At 70.0% G+C, this 18,438-nt stretch carries 14 protein-coding genes; 4 read left to right on the forward strand and 10 right to left on the reverse strand.

Annotation, left to right across the window (positions count from 1 at the left end):
- Positions 1 to 4: 4 nt before the first annotated feature.
- Entirely contained in the window at positions 5 to 2,200 is a 2,196-nt protein-coding gene (locus I3V78_RS18020) for an FHA domain-containing protein (RefSeq protein ID WP_204489709.1), read from the forward strand.
- 56 nt (positions 2,201 to 2,256) lie between these two features.
- Positions 2,257 to 4,932, forward strand: coding sequence for a DNA polymerase I (polA, locus tag I3V78_RS18025; protein WP_204489710.1), 2,676 nt, complete (start codon positions 2,257 to 2,259; stop codon positions 4,930 to 4,932).
- Between the two features lie 240 nt (positions 4,933 to 5,172).
- Here polA and I3V78_RS18030 read toward each other — a convergent pair whose 3' ends face one another.
- From I3V78_RS18030 to proC, 4 genes are all read right to left on the reverse strand, one after another.
- Positions 5,173 to 5,691 (reverse strand): hypothetical protein, encoded by a 519-nt coding sequence (locus I3V78_RS18030; RefSeq protein WP_204489711.1) that lies wholly within the window; start codon positions 5,689 to 5,691, stop codon positions 5,173 to 5,175.
- A gap of 175 nt (positions 5,692 to 5,866) precedes the next feature.
- Positions 5,867 to 7,051 (reverse strand): peptidase MA family metallohydrolase, encoded by a 1,185-nt coding sequence (locus I3V78_RS18035; RefSeq protein WP_204489712.1) that lies wholly within the window; start codon positions 7,049 to 7,051, stop codon positions 5,867 to 5,869.
- 100 nt (positions 7,052 to 7,151) lie between these two features.
- On the reverse strand, positions 7,152 to 7,679 hold the full coding sequence (locus tag I3V78_RS18040) for a DivIVA domain-containing protein (RefSeq protein WP_204489713.1): 528 nt from the start codon (positions 7,677 to 7,679) through the stop codon (positions 7,152 to 7,154).
- A gap of 21 nt (positions 7,680 to 7,700) precedes the next feature.
- Positions 7,701 to 8,528, reverse strand: a complete 828-nt coding sequence (proC, locus tag I3V78_RS18045; protein WP_204489714.1) for a pyrroline-5-carboxylate reductase — start codon at positions 8,526 to 8,528, stop codon at positions 7,701 to 7,703.
- A 160-nt stretch (positions 8,529 to 8,688) separates the two neighbouring features.
- Between proC and I3V78_RS18050 the strand changes: the two genes are divergently transcribed.
- Positions 8,689 to 9,201 (forward strand): J domain-containing protein, encoded by a 513-nt coding sequence (locus I3V78_RS18050; protein WP_204489715.1) that lies wholly within the window; start codon positions 8,689 to 8,691, stop codon positions 9,199 to 9,201.
- A 41-nt stretch (positions 9,202 to 9,242) separates the two neighbouring features.
- Here the strand turns inward: I3V78_RS18050 and I3V78_RS18055 are convergent, their stop codons facing one another.
- The 6 genes from I3V78_RS18055 to I3V78_RS18080 all read right to left on the reverse strand — a co-directional run bounded on the left by I3V78_RS18055 (position 9,243) and on the right by I3V78_RS18080 (position 17,244).
- Complete coding sequence (locus I3V78_RS18055; protein WP_204489716.1) at positions 9,243 to 9,881, reverse strand: hypothetical protein; 639 nt, start codon at positions 9,879 to 9,881, stop codon at positions 9,243 to 9,245.
- A 17-nt stretch (positions 9,882 to 9,898) separates the two neighbouring features.
- A complete protein-coding gene (locus I3V78_RS18060) occupies positions 9,899 to 10,921 on the reverse strand; it encodes a hypothetical protein (RefSeq protein ID WP_204489717.1) in 1,023 nt (340 codons plus the stop codon).
- Between the two features lie 56 nt (positions 10,922 to 10,977).
- Positions 10,978 to 11,526 carry a type IV pilus modification PilV family protein gene (locus I3V78_RS18065; protein WP_204489718.1) on the reverse strand — a complete coding sequence of 183 codons (549 nt, stop codon included), beginning with the start codon at positions 11,524 to 11,526 and terminating at the stop codon, positions 10,978 to 10,980.
- Between the two features lie 6 nt (positions 11,527 to 11,532).
- Positions 11,533 to 15,321, reverse strand: a complete 3,789-nt coding sequence (locus tag I3V78_RS18070; protein WP_204489719.1) for a pilus assembly protein — start codon at positions 15,319 to 15,321, stop codon at positions 11,533 to 11,535.
- A 199-nt stretch (positions 15,322 to 15,520) separates the two neighbouring features.
- Positions 15,521 to 16,474, reverse strand: a complete 954-nt coding sequence (locus I3V78_RS18075; protein WP_204489720.1) for a stage II sporulation protein M — start codon at positions 16,472 to 16,474, stop codon at positions 15,521 to 15,523.
- Positions 16,475 to 16,476: 2 nt separating this feature from the next.
- Complete coding sequence (locus I3V78_RS18080) at positions 16,477 to 17,244, reverse strand: RDD family protein (protein ID WP_204489721.1); 768 nt, start codon at positions 17,242 to 17,244, stop codon at positions 16,477 to 16,479.
- Positions 17,245 to 17,714: 470 nt separating this feature from the next.
- On the opposite strand from I3V78_RS18080, the gene fruA reads away from it, so the two are divergent.
- Positions 17,715 to 18,404, forward strand: coding sequence for a response regulator transcription factor FruA (fruA, locus tag I3V78_RS18085; RefSeq protein WP_204489722.1), 690 nt, complete (start codon positions 17,715 to 17,717; stop codon positions 18,402 to 18,404).
- Positions 18,405 to 18,438: the final 34 nt, after the last annotated feature.

An 18,438-nucleotide genomic window follows, 5' to 3' on the forward strand; every position in this document is an offset into this window, starting at 1 on the left:
GAACATGGCAACCCTGATCATCCGTCATCCCGACGGACACGAGAGCGAGCACGAGCTCGCCGGTGAGCTGAAGATCGGCCGCCAGGCGGGAACCAATGATCTGGTTCTCGCCGAGGGAGGGGTGTCGCGCCGCCACGCGCGCTTCTTCCTCGAGGGCACCACCGTGATGGTGGAGGACGTGGGCAGCGCCAACGGCACCTTCGTGGATGGCCAGCGCATCACCGGCCCCACGCCGCTCACGGCCAGGTCCCAGGTGCTCATGGGCGACTACGCCCTGAAGCTCAAGGGCCCCGCGTCGCGCGCCACCGGCGTGCGCAAGAGCGCCAAGCCCGAGGAGGGCGAGCCCCTGGGCCTGGGCACCGGCCGCTCCACGTCCGTGCGGCCCGTCTCGCCGAGCAAGCGGCCCGGCTCGGCCCTGGCCAAACGTCCGGGAGGCGCGGCGCCGCCCGCCGACGCGGCGGAAGAGGGCCTGACCCTCAAGGGCCTCACCGGTCCCTGGGCCAACAAGCGCTATCCGCTCACCAGCAAGCTCGTGGTGGGCCGCCAGCCGCCCGCCGCGGTGGTGTTCGACGACGACTCGGTCAGCCGCCGGCACGCCGAGGTCGAGGACACCCCCCAGGGCCCCATGGTGCGCGACCTGGGCAGCGCCAACGGCACCTTCCTCAATGGCGAGCCCGTGGGCAAGGAGCCCCAGCCCCTGCTGCCCGGGGACGTCATCACCTTCGGCATGGTGGAGGTGGTGCTCGAGGGCACGAGCAAGACCATGCCCACGCTCGCGGGAGGCACCGCCGCGCTCCGGCCCGGCGAGGACATGGCGGAGGGCGCGCCCGGCGCGGGCTCGCGCAAGCGGCTGCTCATCGTGGCCGCCGCCACGGTGGGCGTGTTGCTCGTGGCCGGCGTCGCCAAGAGCCTCTCGGGCGGCGGGGGCAAGGCCCCGGCGGCCAACCCCGTGCCCAGCGCGCTGTCCCAGACGCAGCAGGTGCAGGAGTTCCTCAGCCAGTGCCGCTCCTTCTCCTCCACGGAGATGGGCGGCGAGCCGGACTGGGCCAAGGCGGAGGCGGCCTGCTCCAAGGCGTTGGATCTGGATCCCATCAACGGCGAGGCCAACGGCCTGATGCGCCGCATCAAGACGGAGAAGGAGGCCTCGAACTTCTTCTCCCTGGGCGCCAAGGCCATGGCGCGCCTCAAGGAAGAGGAGGCGCTGGACGCCTTCCAGAAGATTCCCAAGGAGAGCGTCTACTTCCGCCGCGCCAAGCCCAAGGTCATCGAGGCGGTGCAGCTCGTGATGAAGCGCTCCGGGGATGACTGCAAGCGCTACATCGCCGACCGCAGCTACGCCGCGGCGGTGCCCAAGTGCGAGCGCTACATGAGCTTCGCGTGCCAGAAGATGAGCCGCGAGGACCTGGAGCCGCCCCTGGGCTTCACCCTGGTCATCGACTCGCGCCGGCGCCTGGGCCGCACCGAGTGGCGGCCCAAGGACAAGATGTACATCGAGTTCCTCACGGCCCGGCAGAAGGTGACGCCCAACGCCGAGCCCTGGCGCTGCCCCGTGTCCGACATCTTCATGGCGGATGACACCGGGCCCAACCCCAAGACGCTCGTGGAGGACACCTTCAAGCAGCGCTACCCCCACAAGTTCATGGTCGAGGCGATGCTCGACTACTGGGGCGGCCGCGGCAACGAGGCCATCACCCTCTTGCAGCGCCTGCGCAACAACTACGAGCTGTCCCAGTACCACGCGGACGCGGACAAGCTGCTCAAGGCCGTGAGCAACGTGGACCAGCTCTTCAAGGTGGGCGAGGGCTATCTGCAGAGCGAGGACGTGGAGAAGGCCGCCGAGTCCTTCAAGGAGGCGCTCGAGGTGGACAAGGCGCTCATGGACTCGCTGGCCGAGTCGCGCCCGTCCTTCTACCGGCGCAACATCCAGCAGGACATGGCCTCCAAGTCCGTCATCCGGGGCAAGTACTGGTCCGACCGGGGCAACCAGCGCCGCGCCTGCATGGTGTGGAAGCTGGGCTTTGGCTTCTACGCGGGCAACACGGACCTCAACCTGGACGTGGGCCGCTGCTCCACCCTGGCACTCCAGGCCTTCAAGGAGGCCAGCACGTGCACCGAGGTCGACAACATCATGGACCTCGCCGTTCCCGGTGACGGCGTGGCGGAAAAGATCGCCAGCTGGAAGAAGGAAAACGGCTGCTGAACGGCGCGCCACGGACGGCGTGGACAGCGGGCGGGGGGCTCGGCTAAGGCCGGGCCATGGTTCCCAGTCCTCCCCCCGGCGTGTCCCGCCTCGTGCTGATCGACGCCTCCAGCTTCATCTTCCGCGCCTATCACGCCATCCCCCCCCTGACGACCCGTCAGGGGGTGCCGACCAACGCCACCCTGGGCTTCACCCGCCAGGTGCTCAAGGCGCTCAAGGAGCTGGAGCCCTCCCACGTGGCGCTCGCCTTCGACAAGGAGAGCCGCGCCGAGCGCCAGAAGATCGATCCCAACTACAAGGCCCATCGCAAGGCGATGCCCGAGGACCTGGGCCAGCAGTTCCCCTACATCCGCCAGGTGGCGGAAGGCCTGGGGCTGCCCATCCTCGAGGTGGCCGGTTGGGAGGCGGACGACGTCATCGGCACGCTCGCCCGGCGCGCCACCGCCGAGGGCTTCCACGTCCTCGTGGTCACCGGCGACAAGGACTTCGTGCAGATCGTCGATGACCGGGTGCACCTGTACGATCCGCAGAACGAGCGCTACACCACGCCCGCCGAGGTGAAGGAGCGGCTGGGCATCGAGCCCGCGCAGATGCGCGACTACCTGGCGCTCATCGGGGACGCCGTGGACAACGTGCCCAAGGTGCCGGGCATCGGGCCCAAGAGCGCCGTGGAGCTGCTCACCCAGTTTGGCGGCGTGGACGCGCTGCTCTCCCGGCTCTCCGAGGTGAAGAAGCCCAAGATGCGCGCCGCGCTCGAGGAGCACCGCGACAGCCTGCTGCGCGCGCGCGACCTGGTGACGTTCCGCACGGATCTCACGCTGGACGTGACGCTCGAGGCCCTCCAGCGCCAGCCCCTGCACGAGGCGCCCCTGCGCCAGCTCTTCACCGAGCTGGAGTTCACCGCGCTGCTCCGGGAGCTGCCCACCCAGGCGCCCACGCAGCTCGCCACGGAGACGCCCCTGGTCACCACCGCGGAGGCCCTCGAGGCGCTGGCCGGGCGGGTGCGCGAGGCCGGCCGGGTGACGCTGATTCCCGCGTACGAGGGGCTGCCCCTGAACGCGTCGCTCGTGGGCCTCGGGGTGTCGCTCGCCGACGGCGCGTCGCTCTATGTCCCCTTGCGCCACGAGGGCCTGGGCGTGGAGCAGGTGCGGCTGGCCGACTTCAAGCGGGCGCTCCAGGGCGTGCTGGAGGACGCGGCCGTCAAGAAGGGCGGGCATGACCTCAAGGCCCTGGCGCTCCTGCTGGCGCGCGAGGGGATGGCCCTGAGGGGCGGGGAGGATGACGTCGAGCTGCTGAGCTACCTGCTGGATGCCTCGCGGCGCGACCACTCCCTGGAGCTGCTCGCCCGGGAGCGGCTGCACGTGGAGCTGCCGCCCCCGCCCACGACGGGGGGCCGCAAGGCGCGTCCCCTCAAGGAGTACGCCCCCGGCGAGGTGGCCGCGGCCTTCGGCGGCCGCGCGGACGTGGCGCGACAGCTCGCCCCCGGGCTCTGGGAGGAGCTCGGCCCCCTCGGGCTCGACAAGCTCGCGCACGAGCTGGAGCTGCCGCTCGTGCCGCTCTTGGCGAGCATGGAGTCGCGGGGCGTGAAGGTGGACGTGAAGACGCTGCGGCGCATCTCCGAGCAGGTGGGCGCCGACTGCGACGCCAAGGTGAAGCAGATCCACGAGCTGGCGGGCACCGAGTTCAACGTGGGCTCCAACCCGCAGCTCGCCGAGGTGCTCTACAAGAAGCTGGAATTGCCCGTGCTCAAGCGCGGCAAGACGGGCCCCTCCACGGACCAGGAGGTGCTGGAGAAGCTCGCCGAGCAGCACGCGCTGCCGCGCGCCATCATCGAGTACCGCTCGCTGTCCAAGCTCAAGAGCACCTACCTGGACACGCTGCCGGAGCTGGTGGGCCCGGACGGGCGCCTGCACACGACGTTTCACCAGGCGGCCACGGCCACGGGCCGGCTGTCCTCGTCGGACCCGAACCTGCAGAACATCCCCATCCGCACCGAGCTGGGCCTGGAGATCCGCCGGGCCTTCATCGCCGAGGAGGGCCACCAGCTCGTCTCCGCGGACTACAGCCAGATCGAGCTGCGGCTGCTCGCGCACATCGCCGGGGACGAGGTGCTGCTGGACGCCTTCGCCCAGGACGAGGACATCCACAGCCGCACCGCGGCGGAGATCTTCGGCGTGCCGCAGGCGGAGGTGACGCGGGATCAACGCCGGGTGGCGAAGATGGTCAACTTCGGCATCGCCTACGGCCTGTCGCCCTACGGCCTGTCCACGCGGCTGAACATCCCCGAGGAGGACGCGCGCGACATCATCGAGCGCTACTTCACGCGCTACGCGGGCATCAAGCGCTACCTGGACGAGACGGTGAAGGTGGCGCGCGAGCGCGGCTACGTGGAGACGCTCTTCGGCCGGCGCCGCCCCATGGGCGATTTGAACGCGAAGAACCGCCAGGTGGTGCAGGCCGCCGAGCGCGCCGCCATCAACATGCCCATCCAGGGCACGGCGGCGGACCTGATGAAGAAGGCCATGCTGGACGTGGAGGCGGAGCTGCGGCGCCAGGGCCTCCAGACGCGCATGCTCCTGCAGGTGCACGACGAATTGCTCTTCGAGGCGCCCGACGCCGAGGTGGAGCGGGTCAAGGAGCTGTCGCGCCGGTGCATGGGCGCGGTGATGACGCTGAAGATTCCCCTCAAGGTCGAGGTGGGCGCCGGAAAGACGTGGGCGGACGCGCACTGAACGCACGCGCCCGCCCGGAAAAAGTGTCGACCCGTCCGGCCGTCAGAAGGCTCGCGGAGACCCCCATCCCCGCGGCTTTCAGCGGCCATGTCCGCGGGCGCCCCATACCCCCGTATGGGCACCCGCGCCGTTTCGCGCCTCGGGCCCAGAATGGCCCGGCAGCGCGCCCCCATCAACCGCCCCCGGATGCGTCCTGGAAGGGACGCATCACTCCGGACGGGTCGACCCAACCTGAAGAAGTCAGTGCGCGGCGGCCTGCAGCTCGCCCGTGACGGCCTGCTCGCGCACGGCCGGCGCCTTCTCGAAGCTCTGCACCACCAGGCCCGCGAAGGGCACGCGCGGCTTGGGCGCGTAGCGGTTGCTCAGGTGCTCCAGCAGGTCCGTCGAGGAGATGGCCGCCTCGTCCACCGCGTTGTTCACCACGGCCCGCTCCGAGTCGCCTCCGCCGAGCGTCTCCACCGCGTCCAGGAGGCAGCGGCGCAGGGCGGCGAACTCCTCGTTGAGGGCGCGCGTGCCGCGCTGGGGCGACAACCGGAGCACCGCCCGCGTGCGGCTCCAGGCACTGCCCTCCTTGCCCTCCAACGTGCGGCCAATCTCCCGGATGAAGGGCTCCACCAGGCTGTCCAACTGGTTGCGCGGCGGCGCGCCTTCCTTGCGGGCCTCGGCGAAGCGCGCCCGGCGCCATGCCGCCGCGAGCCGCTCGGGCTGCCCCGCGAAAACCCTCGCCACCCCTGCCCGACGCCGTGCCTGCTCCGCCATCTCGCCTTCCTCCGCGCTTGTGCCTGGGAGTCAAGCAAGTGGCCTGCCAACGCGCGTCTTCCACCGAGTGCCGTGAATCCGCTGGGTTGGCCCGTGGCGGTGCGACTCCCACCCCCGGCAAGCTGTAGATTTTGCGCCGGGGGCGATGAACTTTGGCGGAGAGGAGCGGGAATCCTCAGTGCAGGGTGGGTTTGGTGGGGGTGGGTGTGCGCTCCGGGTCTTCCTCTGGCTCCGAGGTGGGAGACTCCCGCCAGTCCGTGCTTGGGGATTCGGGGGAATCGGCGGACTCCGCGTCTCCGTGGGCCTCCTGGGTGACGACGTCCGGGGGGAGGCTCAGGGTGGGGCGCTGCTGGGCGAGCTCCGCCTCGAGCTCCGCGCGCAGGGCGGCCTCCTCGGCGGCCTCGCGCGCGTCCATCTCCGCCAGGCGCCGCTCCTTGATCGTGCGCAGGCGCAGGCTGGCCGCGAGGCCCAGGGCGATGATGAGCAGCCACAAGAGCGAGGAGCTCGTCGTCAGGGGCAGCCACCCGTAGCGGGCCGAGAGCCCCTCGCGCCAGGCCTGCTCCTCCACCCACAACGAGGTGTGCAGGGCCTTGCCGAAGGCCTGCTCGAAGGGCTGACCCGTGGCCACCTCGTCCACGAGCCGGCCCATGCCCGCGGGGCCCTGGCGCGCCGCGAGCCAGCCCACGAAGGCGGCGCTCTGCGCGTAGGCGAGCTCCACGTCCGAGGGCAGATCCGGCCAGTCCTCGGCCAGGTGCTCGAAGCGGAAGACCTTCTCCTGGGCCACGGCGCTGAAGAGCGCCGCGTAGTGCGTCATGGAGAGGTTCTCGCCGGTGAGGTTCTGCGCCAGGCCCTCCTGGAACCAGCGGGGCCAGCGCGGCGCGAGCCGTCCGAGCGCCACGTGCGCCAGTTCGTGCCGCAGGGTGATCTGCCCCTCGGGGCCCGCGAGCGTCAGCGCGTCGAGCAGGACGATGCCATGGGCGGGGTAGGCGAGCGCCACGGCCCAGCCCGGGGGCTCGCCGCCGGGCAGCGCCATGCCCTCGAACTCCGCGCGCCCCACGCCCAGGCGGATCTCCGTCATGCCGGGCCAGTCGCGGCCGAGCACGTTCACGAAGGCGTCGCGCATGGACTCGATGGTGGTGGCGAGCTGGCGCGCGGCGCCCTCGGCGCGCGCGGAGTACTGGATGCGAAAGCGCGGCGTCTGCACCGAGCCCTTCACCAGGGCGGGCAGGGCGGTGGGCACCAGGGCGGGCTCGACGCCGCCATTGGCATGGCCCGCCACCTGGGGGGGCGCCATCGCCTCCTGGGCCCCGACCGGGAAGGACCCGAAGCACAGCAGGAGCAGGAGGAGCAGATGGCGCATGGGCGGCCTCACGTGAGGCACCAGACATAGCAGCCTGGGCCCGCGCCGCGCCAAGCCTCGTGCACCCCCACCCCGCGACGCGGGGCGTCAGCGCCCCGGGCTACTCGGCGTTCTGCGCCTTCTTCTGGGTGAGGTACGCCACGTTGTCCTCCACGCGCGCGTAGTCCTTGTCCGCGAAGGTGCGCCCGCTGAACGTCTCCAGCAGCTTCTGGTGCGCGTCCACCACGGACTTCACCTGCGACTCGAACTGGGTGCGCTGGCGCTTGAGCTCGTTGATGTCCTCCACCACCTGCACCAGCCGCTGGTGCGCGCCGTGGACGATCTTCTCCGCCTGATGCTCCGCGTCCGCGAGGATGATCTCCGCCTCCTTCTTGGCGGCGACCTTCATGTCCTCGCTGATGCGCTGCGCGGTGACCATGGTCTCCTGGAGGGTGCGCTCGCGCTCCACGTGCTGCTCCAGCTTGAGCTGGGTGCGCTTGAGCTCCTCCTTGAGGCCGATGTTCTCCTTGACCACTTCCTCGAACTCGCTGGACAGCAGCTCGAGGAAGGCATCCACCTCACCCTTGGCGTAGCCCCGCAGGGCCGCCTCGAAGCGCTTCTGGCGGATGTCGAGAGGGGTGATCTTCATGCGCCCGAGTATAGGCCAGCCCTAGGACTTCTCCAGGAACTGCTCCCCCAACTCCCTTGCTCGCCGGGTGGCCGCCTCCACGGCGTTGATGAGCGTGGTGCGCAGCCCGCCCGCCTCCAGGGTGTGCAGCCCGGCGATCGCCGTGCCCCCGGGGCTCGTCACCTGATCCTTGAGCTGGCCGGGGTGGGCGCTCGTCTCGATGAGCAGCTGCGCGCTGCCCAGCACCGTCTGGGCGGCCAGCTTGAGCGCGGTGTAGCGCGGCAGGCCCACCTTCACGCCCGCGTCCGACAGGGCCTCGATGATGAGGAAGATGTAGGCGGGGCCGCTGCCGGACAGGCCCGTCACGGCGTCCAGCAGGTTCTCGTCCACCACGGTGGTGGTGCCCACGGACTGGAAGATGCGGCTGGCCACCGCCAGGTCCTCCTCGCTCGCGTGCTCCCCGGGCGACAGGGCACAGGCCCCCGCGCCCACGAGCGAGGGCGTGTTGGGCATGGTGCGGATGATGCGCGAGCCCCCGCCCAGCCGCCGCTCCAGGGCGGAGATGGGCACGCCCGCGGCCACCGAGACGAAGAGCTTCTCGGGCCCCGCGGCGGGCGCCACCTGCACGAGCACCTTGTCCAGCGCCTGCGGCTTGACGGCGAGCACCACCACGTCCGCCTCGCGCACCGCGGTGAGGTTGTCCAGGGTGGTGCGCACCCCGTAGGTGCTCCGCAGCGCGTCCAGGCGCTCCGGGCGGCGGGCCGTGGCGAGGATCGACTCGGGCCGGGCGGTGCCCGCGCGCAACAGGCCCTTGATGAGCGCCTCGGCCATGTTGCCGGCGCCGAGGAAGGCGATGGTCCGTTCAAGCATCCGCCGGGTTCTAGCGTGAAACCCGGAGCGCCGACACACGCCGTGGGGGCGGAGTTTTCCAGCCCCCTCGCGTGCTCATTTCTTGACAGGGGATCGGATCGTGCGACCTTGGCGCTCGCTACGACCCTGTAGCGCCTGACACGGACGAGGTGGCACACCCATGAGCGCGGCGGTTGCGACGAGCTGGAACTGGCGGACCCTGGAGAACGTCGAGGTCGAGTGCACCCACTGTGGCGTGCGGATGACCAGTCAAGCGGGGCCTCGCATCAAGTACTTCCGCTGCGATTCGTGCCGACGCTGGGTGTCCAGCACCTACACCGAGGTCTTCCGGGCGGACGCGAAGATGCGCACCCACCCGGTGAAGGACACGAGCGCCGCGGACGAGCGCTTCCTGGCCGCCAAGGGCAAGCTGGACGCGTGGATGGCGGCCCTGGAGGAGCAGGATCCGCACCAGGTGCTGGGCGTGTCCCCGAGGGATTCGCTGGAGGTGGTGCGCACGCGCTTCCGCGAACTGGCGCTCGAGCGGCACCCGGACCGGGGCGGTTCGGAGGCGCAGATGCGCGAGCTGAACCTGGCCTACGAGAAGATCCTCCGCCACCGCGAGCGCGCCGAGGTGCGCCAGCCGGTGCGCCCGCCCGTACGGGCCGCGGTGCTGCCCGCGCGCGGCCGGTAGGGCGGGGGGAGGGAGCGCCCGGGCACGCCCGGACGGGCGCCTCACTGGGTGGTGTTCTGATCACCCGTGGCGCCGCCGCTGCGCTGCCCCTTGTAGTTGTCGCCGGGCACGTGGATGAGCACCACCTCCAGGACCTTGTTGCGCCGGGTCTCGCTCGTGTCCGAGAGCACCTGGCCGTGCCAGCCGAAGGGGTCCTCCGTCACCTCGCGCGGGGACTCCACCACGTCGCGCAGCTGCAGCCGCGGGATGAGGCACTCGGCCCGGAGGACGATCTGCAGATCGTTGTCCGAGAAGGGGTTGTTGGGCGTGTCGTCCACGTTGTCGCGGACGGTGACGCGGAAGTCGGGGGGCAGGGCGGCGGTGACGGGCTGGCCGTCCATCCGCCCGAAGGAGCCGGGGGCCCAGTCCTCGCGCTTGGCCCCGGGGTTGCTGAAGCCCCGGGCGGGATCGAGGATGCTGTTGGGCCCCCCCCACTCGGCGAAGCGCAGCCCGTAGAACTTGCGGCCGTACTGGGCGGCGGACTCGGCGCACGTCTGCGCGTCGATGTCGCGCACGGAGCGGTTGCTGCGCTCCTGCTCCGCGCCGGTATACGTGAGCACGCCAAAGATGATGAGCGCCAGGATCACGGTGATCCCCAGGGCGGTCAACAGGGTGGAACCACGAGGAGCTTGGGGCTTCATGTCGCGTCTCCGGCCTGTCAGATGCGCGAGGCGGCGAGGTTCTTGAGGAGTACCACGGTGCTGAGCACCCGGCGGCGGAAACCACTGGCTTCGGGTTGGGCGGTGGGTCCCGACAGATCCAGACCCCGCTCGAAGGGCGTCATCTCGCCCTTGGCCTGCAGGTCGCCCTTGTCCCCGATGAGGGGCGCGCTCGTGCGCGCCGAGAGGCTGACGCGAGCGTAGAGCAGGTACGGATCGGTGAAGCCGGCCGTGGGGCCGACGTCGCTGAAGCCGTCGTGGATGCCATCGCCGTTGGAGTCCGAGGCCCACTGCACCTGCAAGTCCTCCACGTCGCGCGCCAGCACGGAGGTGTTCAGCACGGCGCCCGTGCGGGGATGCAGCGTGTCCATGACCAGGTCGCCGCGCTCGGGGTGCTGCTCCGAGGCGGGCACGTAGGCAATCCGGTAGCGCACGATCTGCACCGGGAACACGCTGGCGCCCATGTCGATCCGGATGCCGTTCTGCTCCTGGAGCGTCTCGGGGATCATCCCGCCGGTGCGCACCTCGACGCGCGGGGTTCCGCCGTCCAACTGGGCCCGGTCCACGGGCACGAGCATGGCGCGCTGGAAGTTGGTGATGAGGGCGCTGTCGCCCTCCTCGAAGTGTTGCGCCACCACGCCGGGCGTGGTCGCCCGGCGGGGATCCGGTGTCACGTAGAACCGGCTGTTGGTCAGATCGCTCAGCAGCTCGCTGCGCCGGTCGGCCTTGTAGCGCAGGAGCGTGATCGTGTCGGGGGCCTGGGGCATCTTCGGCCCGAGCGGGGCGACGCCGTTCTGGAAGATGAGCGCGGAGCGCATCACGCGGTTGCCCGATTCATCCAGATAGGCGTACTGGGTGCCGCCCACGCCGGTGGCCGCCAGGGCGCGCGAGAGGGTGCGCAGGGCGGCGCGGGACTCCTCGTTGGCATCCGACAGCAGCTGCTGGTTGCGCCGCATGCGGCCGGCGGCCAGCAGCACGGCCACCGCGGCCGACAGCAGGATGATGCCGAGCGCGGCGCTCATCACCAGCTCCACCAGGGTCAGGCCGCGGCGCGGGCGCCGCCTCCGGACCAGGGACGTTAGCGGGTCAGGACGGCGCTGGTGACGACGCATTGGGAATTACCTTCCAGGAAGTTGCCACACACGCCATCCGTCGCGTGGCTGACCGCGACGGTGACGCGCCACGTGTCTCCGATGTCGGAGCTGCTACTCACCTCCTGCGTGTAGCGCACGTAGCGGCGGTACTGGCAGGTGGGGTGGTAGCCCTGCTCGGGCGTGCCCGTGCGGCGGCAGGGGCGACCATAGATGTCCACCCACCCCATCAGGCTCGGATCCGTGCACAGCACCGCCGGCTTGCCGCTCTCCTGGCAGTCCGGCGGTGCACCATCCACCACGGGCGCCGCGGCGGCGGCGGCCGTGCGCAGCTTCTGCTTCTGGTCGCCCATCACCAGGACCTCCAGCCGCTGCTGCGCCAGCCGCATCGCCACGTAGTGGCGATAGGAGCGGCTGGAGTAGCGGGCGGCGATGGTGTTGGCGGACACCAGGGCCAGGGTGGCCACGGCGATGATCACCATGGCCACCATCACCTCGACGAGCGTCAAACCCCGGGGAGCAGTCCGCCTGGCCATGCTGGTCTACTCCGCGAGGGCCCGGCCCAGATCCAGCCAGGAGCCGATGCGCACCGGGCTGCGCTTGCCTTCGATGCTCGACACCGGCACGTCGACGGTCTTGGGCGGCGTGCTCTGGATGCCCGTCATGGTCTGGGTGACGATGGTGCCATCGGGCAGCACGAGCACGCCCGCGGCCGCCTTGCCCGCCGTGGCGATCTCCTTGTCCGCCGTCTTGCCGCTCTTGTTCAGGTCCACCAGGTGGGTGCGGCCCTGCATGTTGGAGTTGAAGGGATCGCTCTCCGTGGTGCCGTAGGCGGTCGACAGCACGATGTTGCTGCCGACGATCTTCGGCGAGCCCACGGCGCGCTCCTTCTCCTCGAGCGTCAGGAAGGTCACCGCGCCGGACTTGACGGTGCCGCGATTGGCGAGCGGGCTGCGCAGATCGAAGGGCACCGGGGTGCTCTTGTCGTAGGAGAGCACGTCGCGGATGCCCAGGTCCTCGGGCAGCGCCACCGCCACGTACATCCGACCCTTGATCTTGTCGTTGCGCGCGAGGACCCAGTCGGCGCCGGCCGTGCCGAACACGAGCGCCAGCTTGCCCGAGGCCTTGTTGCCCACGCCCAGCCCGCTGAAGATGCTGCCGGCCTCGAACGTGTAGGGCAGGCGCATGATGGCCGGCACCGTGCTCACCGGGTGCAGCGGATCCTGCGTGCTGTAGAGCGGGTAGCTCACGGGCGAGCCGCCGACGTTGAAGTAGTTCAGGTTGGCTCCCGTGTGGGCGGACAGCTCCCACACCCGGCCTTCCATGTCACCCACGTACACCCGGTCCATGCTGCCGTCGCCGTCCACGTCCAGCGTGGAGGTGCCGCCGGGCAGCGAGTTGGAGGTGTCCTCGCCGTAGGGGCGCTCCCACTGCCAGATCTTCTTGCCCGTGCCCGCCTCCAGGGCGAACACCTGCAACTGCTGGGCGCCGTCCTTGCCGCCGTTGGTGGCCACGACGACCTGGTAGCTCGGGCGGTTGCCGCGGCGCACCGGCACCAGGTTCACCGTCAGCGTGTCGCCGAGGTCCAGGAAGTTGAAGGGGCCCGTCTTCTTGGTGGGCGGATCCAGGTAGGGCGGGGGCGGGTTCTTGTCGCCGTCCTTCCAGCGCTCCGTCCACTTGATGGCCGTGTCCTTCTGCGCGTCGCCCGTGTTGGTGTTGTCCGTCTTGGACACCACGTCCCAGAGCACGAGCGGCTTGAGGGGATCCGTCACGTCCAGCGCGAACAGCTCACCGCCCAGGCGGCCCGAGCCCGACACGAGCACCGTGCGCCAGCGGAACTTGCCCGTCGAGCGCTCCTTGTCGTTGGAGAGCACGCCGTCGTTGTTGGTGTCCTCGTAGTCCGCGTAGATGTCCGACACCACCGGCGAGATGTCCACGCGGGCGTTGTTGGTGGACAGGCGCGAGAGCTGCCCCTTGGGGACGAACGCCCACAGCTCGGTGCCCGGCTTGACGCTGGCCATGCCCGCCTGGGTGCCGCGCAGGTAGATGGCGTGCAGCTGGCCGTCCAGGCCGCCCACGTAGGCCACCTCCGGACGCACCGTCTTGATGTAGGGGCTGGGGCCCACCACCGCGGCGCTCGCGTGATCCAGACCGCCGAGCGTGGAGCGCACCTCGCCGAACTGCCGGTTGTCACACTGGTTCTCGGTGGGCGTGAACACGTCGAAGGGCGTGCCGTCGTTCACCTCGTGCGCCACACAGTAGCCCCGCACCCGCTGCAGGAAGTGCTTGCTCATGTGGTTGTACGTGTTGAACAGGGTCGTCATGTTGGAGAGGATCTCTCCGGCCCCGGTCGGATCCAGCACGCTGGTCCCGGTGGAGTTGAGGTCCAGGCCCATCGCCTCCTGCAGGTCGCACATCTTCTTGATCTTGCCCGTGCTGGTGTCGTCCACGCAGCCGTTGCCGAGCTGATCGACGGTGAAGGGCACGCGCTTGAGGCCGGTCTGGTTGGCGCCGAGCACGGTGAAGAGGGTGCGCTGGCCCGGCGAGGGCACCAGCACGCTGGCCTCCCAGGTGGCGTTCTGGCTGAAGGTCTGGCGATCCGTGTCGATCGCCCTCGCATCGTAGGAGCGCAGGCGGCCCTCGATGTAGGGGAAGACCCAGTCGGCGGCCTGCTCCGCGCGGAAGTTGATGCGCTCGGGGTAGAGGGCCTGGGGCGGGGTGTGCAGGAAGGTGCCGGCGAGCACGTTCATCTTGTCGAGCTTGCCGTCCTTGTCATAGGTGAGGTCGGCCACGGGCTCCGAGCGGCTCGTCTCGAGCGACTCGGGCTTGTAGGCGAGGTTGAGCAGCGTGTTGAGCACGATGCGGTTGCCGCCCGCGAGCTGCGCGAAGGTGTGGCCCGCCAGGTAGATGACGTTGCCCTTCTGCTTGTTGTTGTCCTTCTGGCGCGACACGTACAGGTCCCAGCCGTCCTTGGCCGCGGTGGGGGACTTGGTGCTGATCATCCGCACCGCGCCCTCGTCGTAGTCCTGGCCCGAGCGGGGACGGAACGCCTCGACGGTGCTCGTGGACGGCACGGTCAGCTCGAAGTCGCCCTTCTGGCTGAACAGGTCGCCGTAGTTGCTGTAGCTGTAGCAGTCACCCGTGCGGCCCGGGTCCGAGCAGTCCTGTCCGTTCACCGCGAAGCCGTTGGGGAGGATCAGCTCGCCGGCGTCCAGCGTCTGCAGGCCCGGCTTCTTCTGGGCGCCCGACATGAAGCGCGTGGGCTCGTTGTCCTGGTACAGGTCGCGCACCGTCTCGTTGGGCTTGTAGCTGCTCTCGTACGTCTCGATGGAGGCGCACTCGTTGAAGATGCTGTTCCCGATGTCCACGAAGTGCGCGATGTTGGACAGCGCCGACTTGAGGTTGGAGCGCTTGGTGCTCGTGGAGACGTCGCCCTGCCAGTGCGGCGACCAGAGGACCTTGTAGTAGGTCTTGTTGGGCGCGCTGGCATCCGGCGCGTAGTTGAGCTTGCTCTTGGGGTAGGCGGCGCTGGAGACGAGCTCCTTGTCCTGATCCAGCACGTCGAAGATCTTGCCGTGCTTGTCGAACGTGCCCTCGGCGCCCGTGAAGTTCAGGCCGGCGTTGGTGAGGTAGGCGCGGAGGATCTCCACCGAGCCCGCGTTGGAGGTGTTGCGGCCGAGCACCAGCGCGATGGGCGGGGGCACCTCGTTCATGATGCGCGCGACGGGCGCCACGAACGCGTTGTTGGCGCGGTGCACGCGCACGTTCCAGGCGGTGCCGGGGTTGCACGTCGCGCTGCCCTCGGGGCCGCGGAACAGGCTGAAGTCCGCGTGGTCCTTGATGAGCGCGATGGCCTTGGCCGCCTCGGAGGCGTCGATGATGAAGGGGCCGCCCATGTAGCGCAGGCGCGTCTGCTTCTTGTCCACCTTGATCGCACCCTCACCCGTGTTGTTCGGGTTGCCCGTGGTGCTGAAGGTGGTGAAGTCCTCGGAGAACTTGCCCGTGGAGTTGCTCAGCAGGGACACCGGCTGCCCGGTCTCCTTCTCCACCTTGAAATCACAGCCGTCGATGTACCGCTTGTCGTCGGAGGTGTTCTTGCAGCGGTGGTGGCTCGTCTTCGTGGGCTCGACCGACCAGTAGATCGTCACCTTCTGCTGCAGCAGCCGGTAGACCAGACCGTAGGACGCCACGGCGCCACATCGGCTCTGGTAGGCCATCTGCTCGGGGATGATGAGTGAGCCCTGCTCGAAGCGGAGATCGGTGGCGCCAGCCGTCATGGGCAGCGCGAGCAGGCACATCACGGCCAGTGATCGGATGCGGAGTGCTTTCATCCTTCTGTCCTCGCGAACGGGGGCACCCCGGGGGAGATGCCTTCTAGATCTGGGGGGTAGGGTCCCAGGGCGGACTGCTTCTGCGTGAATTCTCCAGAAACATACCTGGAAGAAAAGCGAATAGACACTGGATGCCCCGCGAAAGTGGGAATTCCATCTACAGCGGATCCCTGGGAGCTGAAATTCCCTTCCTGCCCCCCTAGGCGCGGCCCGCGCGCAGCAGGTAGCCCCAGAAGAGCGCGCCCAGGGCGAGGCCCAGCAAGGCCTTGAGGGGCGTGGAGAACAGATCGCCGGGAGACACGAAGCCCTCCACGAGCGCGATGAGGGCGAGGAAGGGCGCGCAGCCGAGCACGAGCTTCACGGCCTCGCGCCCGCGCAGCACGAGCGCCTGGCTCCGGGGCAGCTCGCCCGGGTCGACGAGCGACTGGCCCACCCTGAGCCCCGCGCCGCCGGCGATGACGATGATGGACAGCTCCACGGGGCCATGCGCGGCGATGAAGTCCAAGAGCTTGGGCCCGAGCCCCTCGCGCGCGCACAGCGCCGCCACCGAGCCCAGGTGCACGCCGTTGTTGACGAGCACGAACACCGTGCCCAGGCCGAGCAAGAGCCCCGAGGCGAAGGTGACGATGGTGACGGTGAGGTTGTTGGTGGCGATGGCCGAGGCCACCGCGTTGGGGGGCGCCACGGACAGGATGCCGTCGGTCCACATCTCCCCGCGCGCGATGGAGTCGCGCAGGTTCTCGGGCACGAGCAGCTCGGCGCCCCGCGGCTCCAGGAGCACCACGCCCGCGCCCAGCAGGATGCCCAACAGGAACAGGCCCGCGCTCGTGGCCACGTAGGCCCCGTGGGCGCGCAGGGTGCGCGGCAATTCGTGGCGGAAGAAGGCGCCCAGCGCGGCCCAGCGCTCGCGCGGGGGCTGGTAGATGACGGCGTAGGCCTGGGCGCACAACTGGTTGAGGAAGCGGTGGACGTCGGTGCCCGCGTGGAACGTCTGCGCGTGCGCCAGGTCCGCCGCCGCGCGCCGGTAGAGCACGTCGAGCGAGCGCAGATCCTCCAGGCGCAGCGTGCCGGCGCGCTGCCGCGCGAGCAGCGCGCCCAGGGCGTCCCAGTCCGGCCGGCGGCGGCCCACGAACGCGGGCAGGGAGGAGGTCACGCTCAGCGCTCCGCCTGGGCGCACGTGCGCAGGAAGGCCTCGGCGTCCCCGGGCGAGGCGAGCAGCGCCGCGCGCTCGGCGTCCCCGAGGCCGCCATAGCGCTCCACCAGCCGCGCCCCCAGCCGCGCCCGCGCCTGGGGCTCGAGCCAGGGGGCCCGCGCGAGGAAGGACAGGATGAGCTCCGTGTCCCCGGAGGTGAGCCGGCGCGGGGTGGCGGGCCGCGGCGCGGACGACGGGGCGGGGGCGGAGGCGGGCGCGTACTTGCCCAGGTCGATGCGCTCCTCGCGCACGAGCAGCGTGCCGGCCAGCAGATCCCCGAGCCGCTGGTGGCGCCGGGTGAAGAGCACGCTCAAGCAGCCCACCGCGTAGAAGAAGGGCAGGGCGTCCACCAGGCGCACGAGGTTGCGCACCGCGCACTCGAGCACGCCCACCGGGGCGCCATCGGCCCGTACCACGCGGATGCCCACCAGGCGCTTGCCGGGCGTCTGTCCATCCATGAGCACTTCACACGCCGTCCAGTACACCCACTGCGTGGCGAACACGCCCACCACGAGCAGCGTGCGCGCCAGCCCCGACAGGCCCTGGAAGAAGCCGAGCACGTCGCTCACCAGCAGCGTGAAGAGGAAGTAGGCCACCACCCAGAAGAAGAAGAGCAGCAGCAGGTCCACGAGGTAGGCCAGGCAGCGGTAGCCGAGGCCCGCCACCGGCAGCGAGAGCGAGACGCGCTCCGGGGTGGCGACATCCAGGTGGGCGGAGGGGGACGGGCGCATGCGCCGGGCAGCCTAGCCGGATCGGCCAGCGGGACGGGCCTCCTCATTTCCCGAGAACAGAGGATCGCGCCGCGAGGACGGGTCGCCCGAGGCGGGGGGGTGCTCACTGATGGACATCTCCAGGCGCCGTTGGGTCTGCACCTGCACACTCTCCATCAGATGGCGCGACGCCGGCACTGGACAGGAAAGTGGGGGATGGACATTCGGACAGTCGTGGGAAAACGTCGGCCGCGCCTGGGTGCTGCCGGTGCTGGGTGCCGGAGCCTTTCTCCGGTACTGGAAGTGGGGGGGAGCGAAGAGCAGACACACAACGGTTCATGGTTGGATGCAGACGGGCCGACCCAAACACCCGCGCGAACACAACGCGCACGGACTCCTGAGAAGTCGCCGGGTGTGGGCGTCGAGCCAGACGGTAGTCGATTGATTTCCAAAAAATAGGCAGTACGCCATGACGGCTGGGGGGCCCTCACATGGCAGCAAATCAAGTGGATGTGCGCGTTGGATTGTTGGAAGGACCGTGGGCGGCCTGGCAGGGCCTGGCCGATGGTCTCAAGGGTGAAGGCCTCAACGTCCTGTGGGTGACGCGCGATGTGCGCACGCTCCTGGACGGCATCGGCACGGATCCGCCGCAGGTGGCCATTCTCGACGTGGAGCCGTCGAGCGACGCGGGCATGGGGTGCTCGGGCATGGAGGGGCTCAACCTCCTGCGCGAGGCGCGCAAGCGCCGGCTGGAGGTGCGCATGCTCGTGCTCTCCTCGGCCAACGCCCAGGACTTCATCTCGCAGTGCTTCGACGAGGGGGCGTCGGGTTATCTCTTCCGCCAGAGCCTCACGTCCAACGCGGTGAGCACCGCGGTCAATGCCCTGGTGCGCGGCGAGCGGCTCTTTCCGGTGCAGCTGTTGCGCAATGACTTCGAGCACCCACCGGTGCCGTCCGCCACGGCGAGCGTGTTGCTCACGCTCACCCAGCGCGAGCGCGAGGTGTTGGCGTACGTGGCGGGAGGCGCGGACAACCTGAAGATCGCCGCCCACCTGCAGATCGCCGAGCGCACCGTGAAGTCCCACGTGACCCAGCTCTACCGCAAGCTGGGCGCGGAGAACCGCACCCAGCTGGCGCTGCGCGCCTGCCACCTGGGTGTGCGGCCGCCGCCGGATCTGTAAGGGCCGGGGCGCCCAGGGGTGCGCGGGGACGGCC

Origin of the sequence: Archangium primigenium, assembly GCF_016904885.1 — a bacterium.
GTDB classification, from domain to species: domain Bacteria; phylum Myxococcota; class Myxococcia; order Myxococcales; family Myxococcaceae; genus Cystobacter; species Cystobacter primigenius.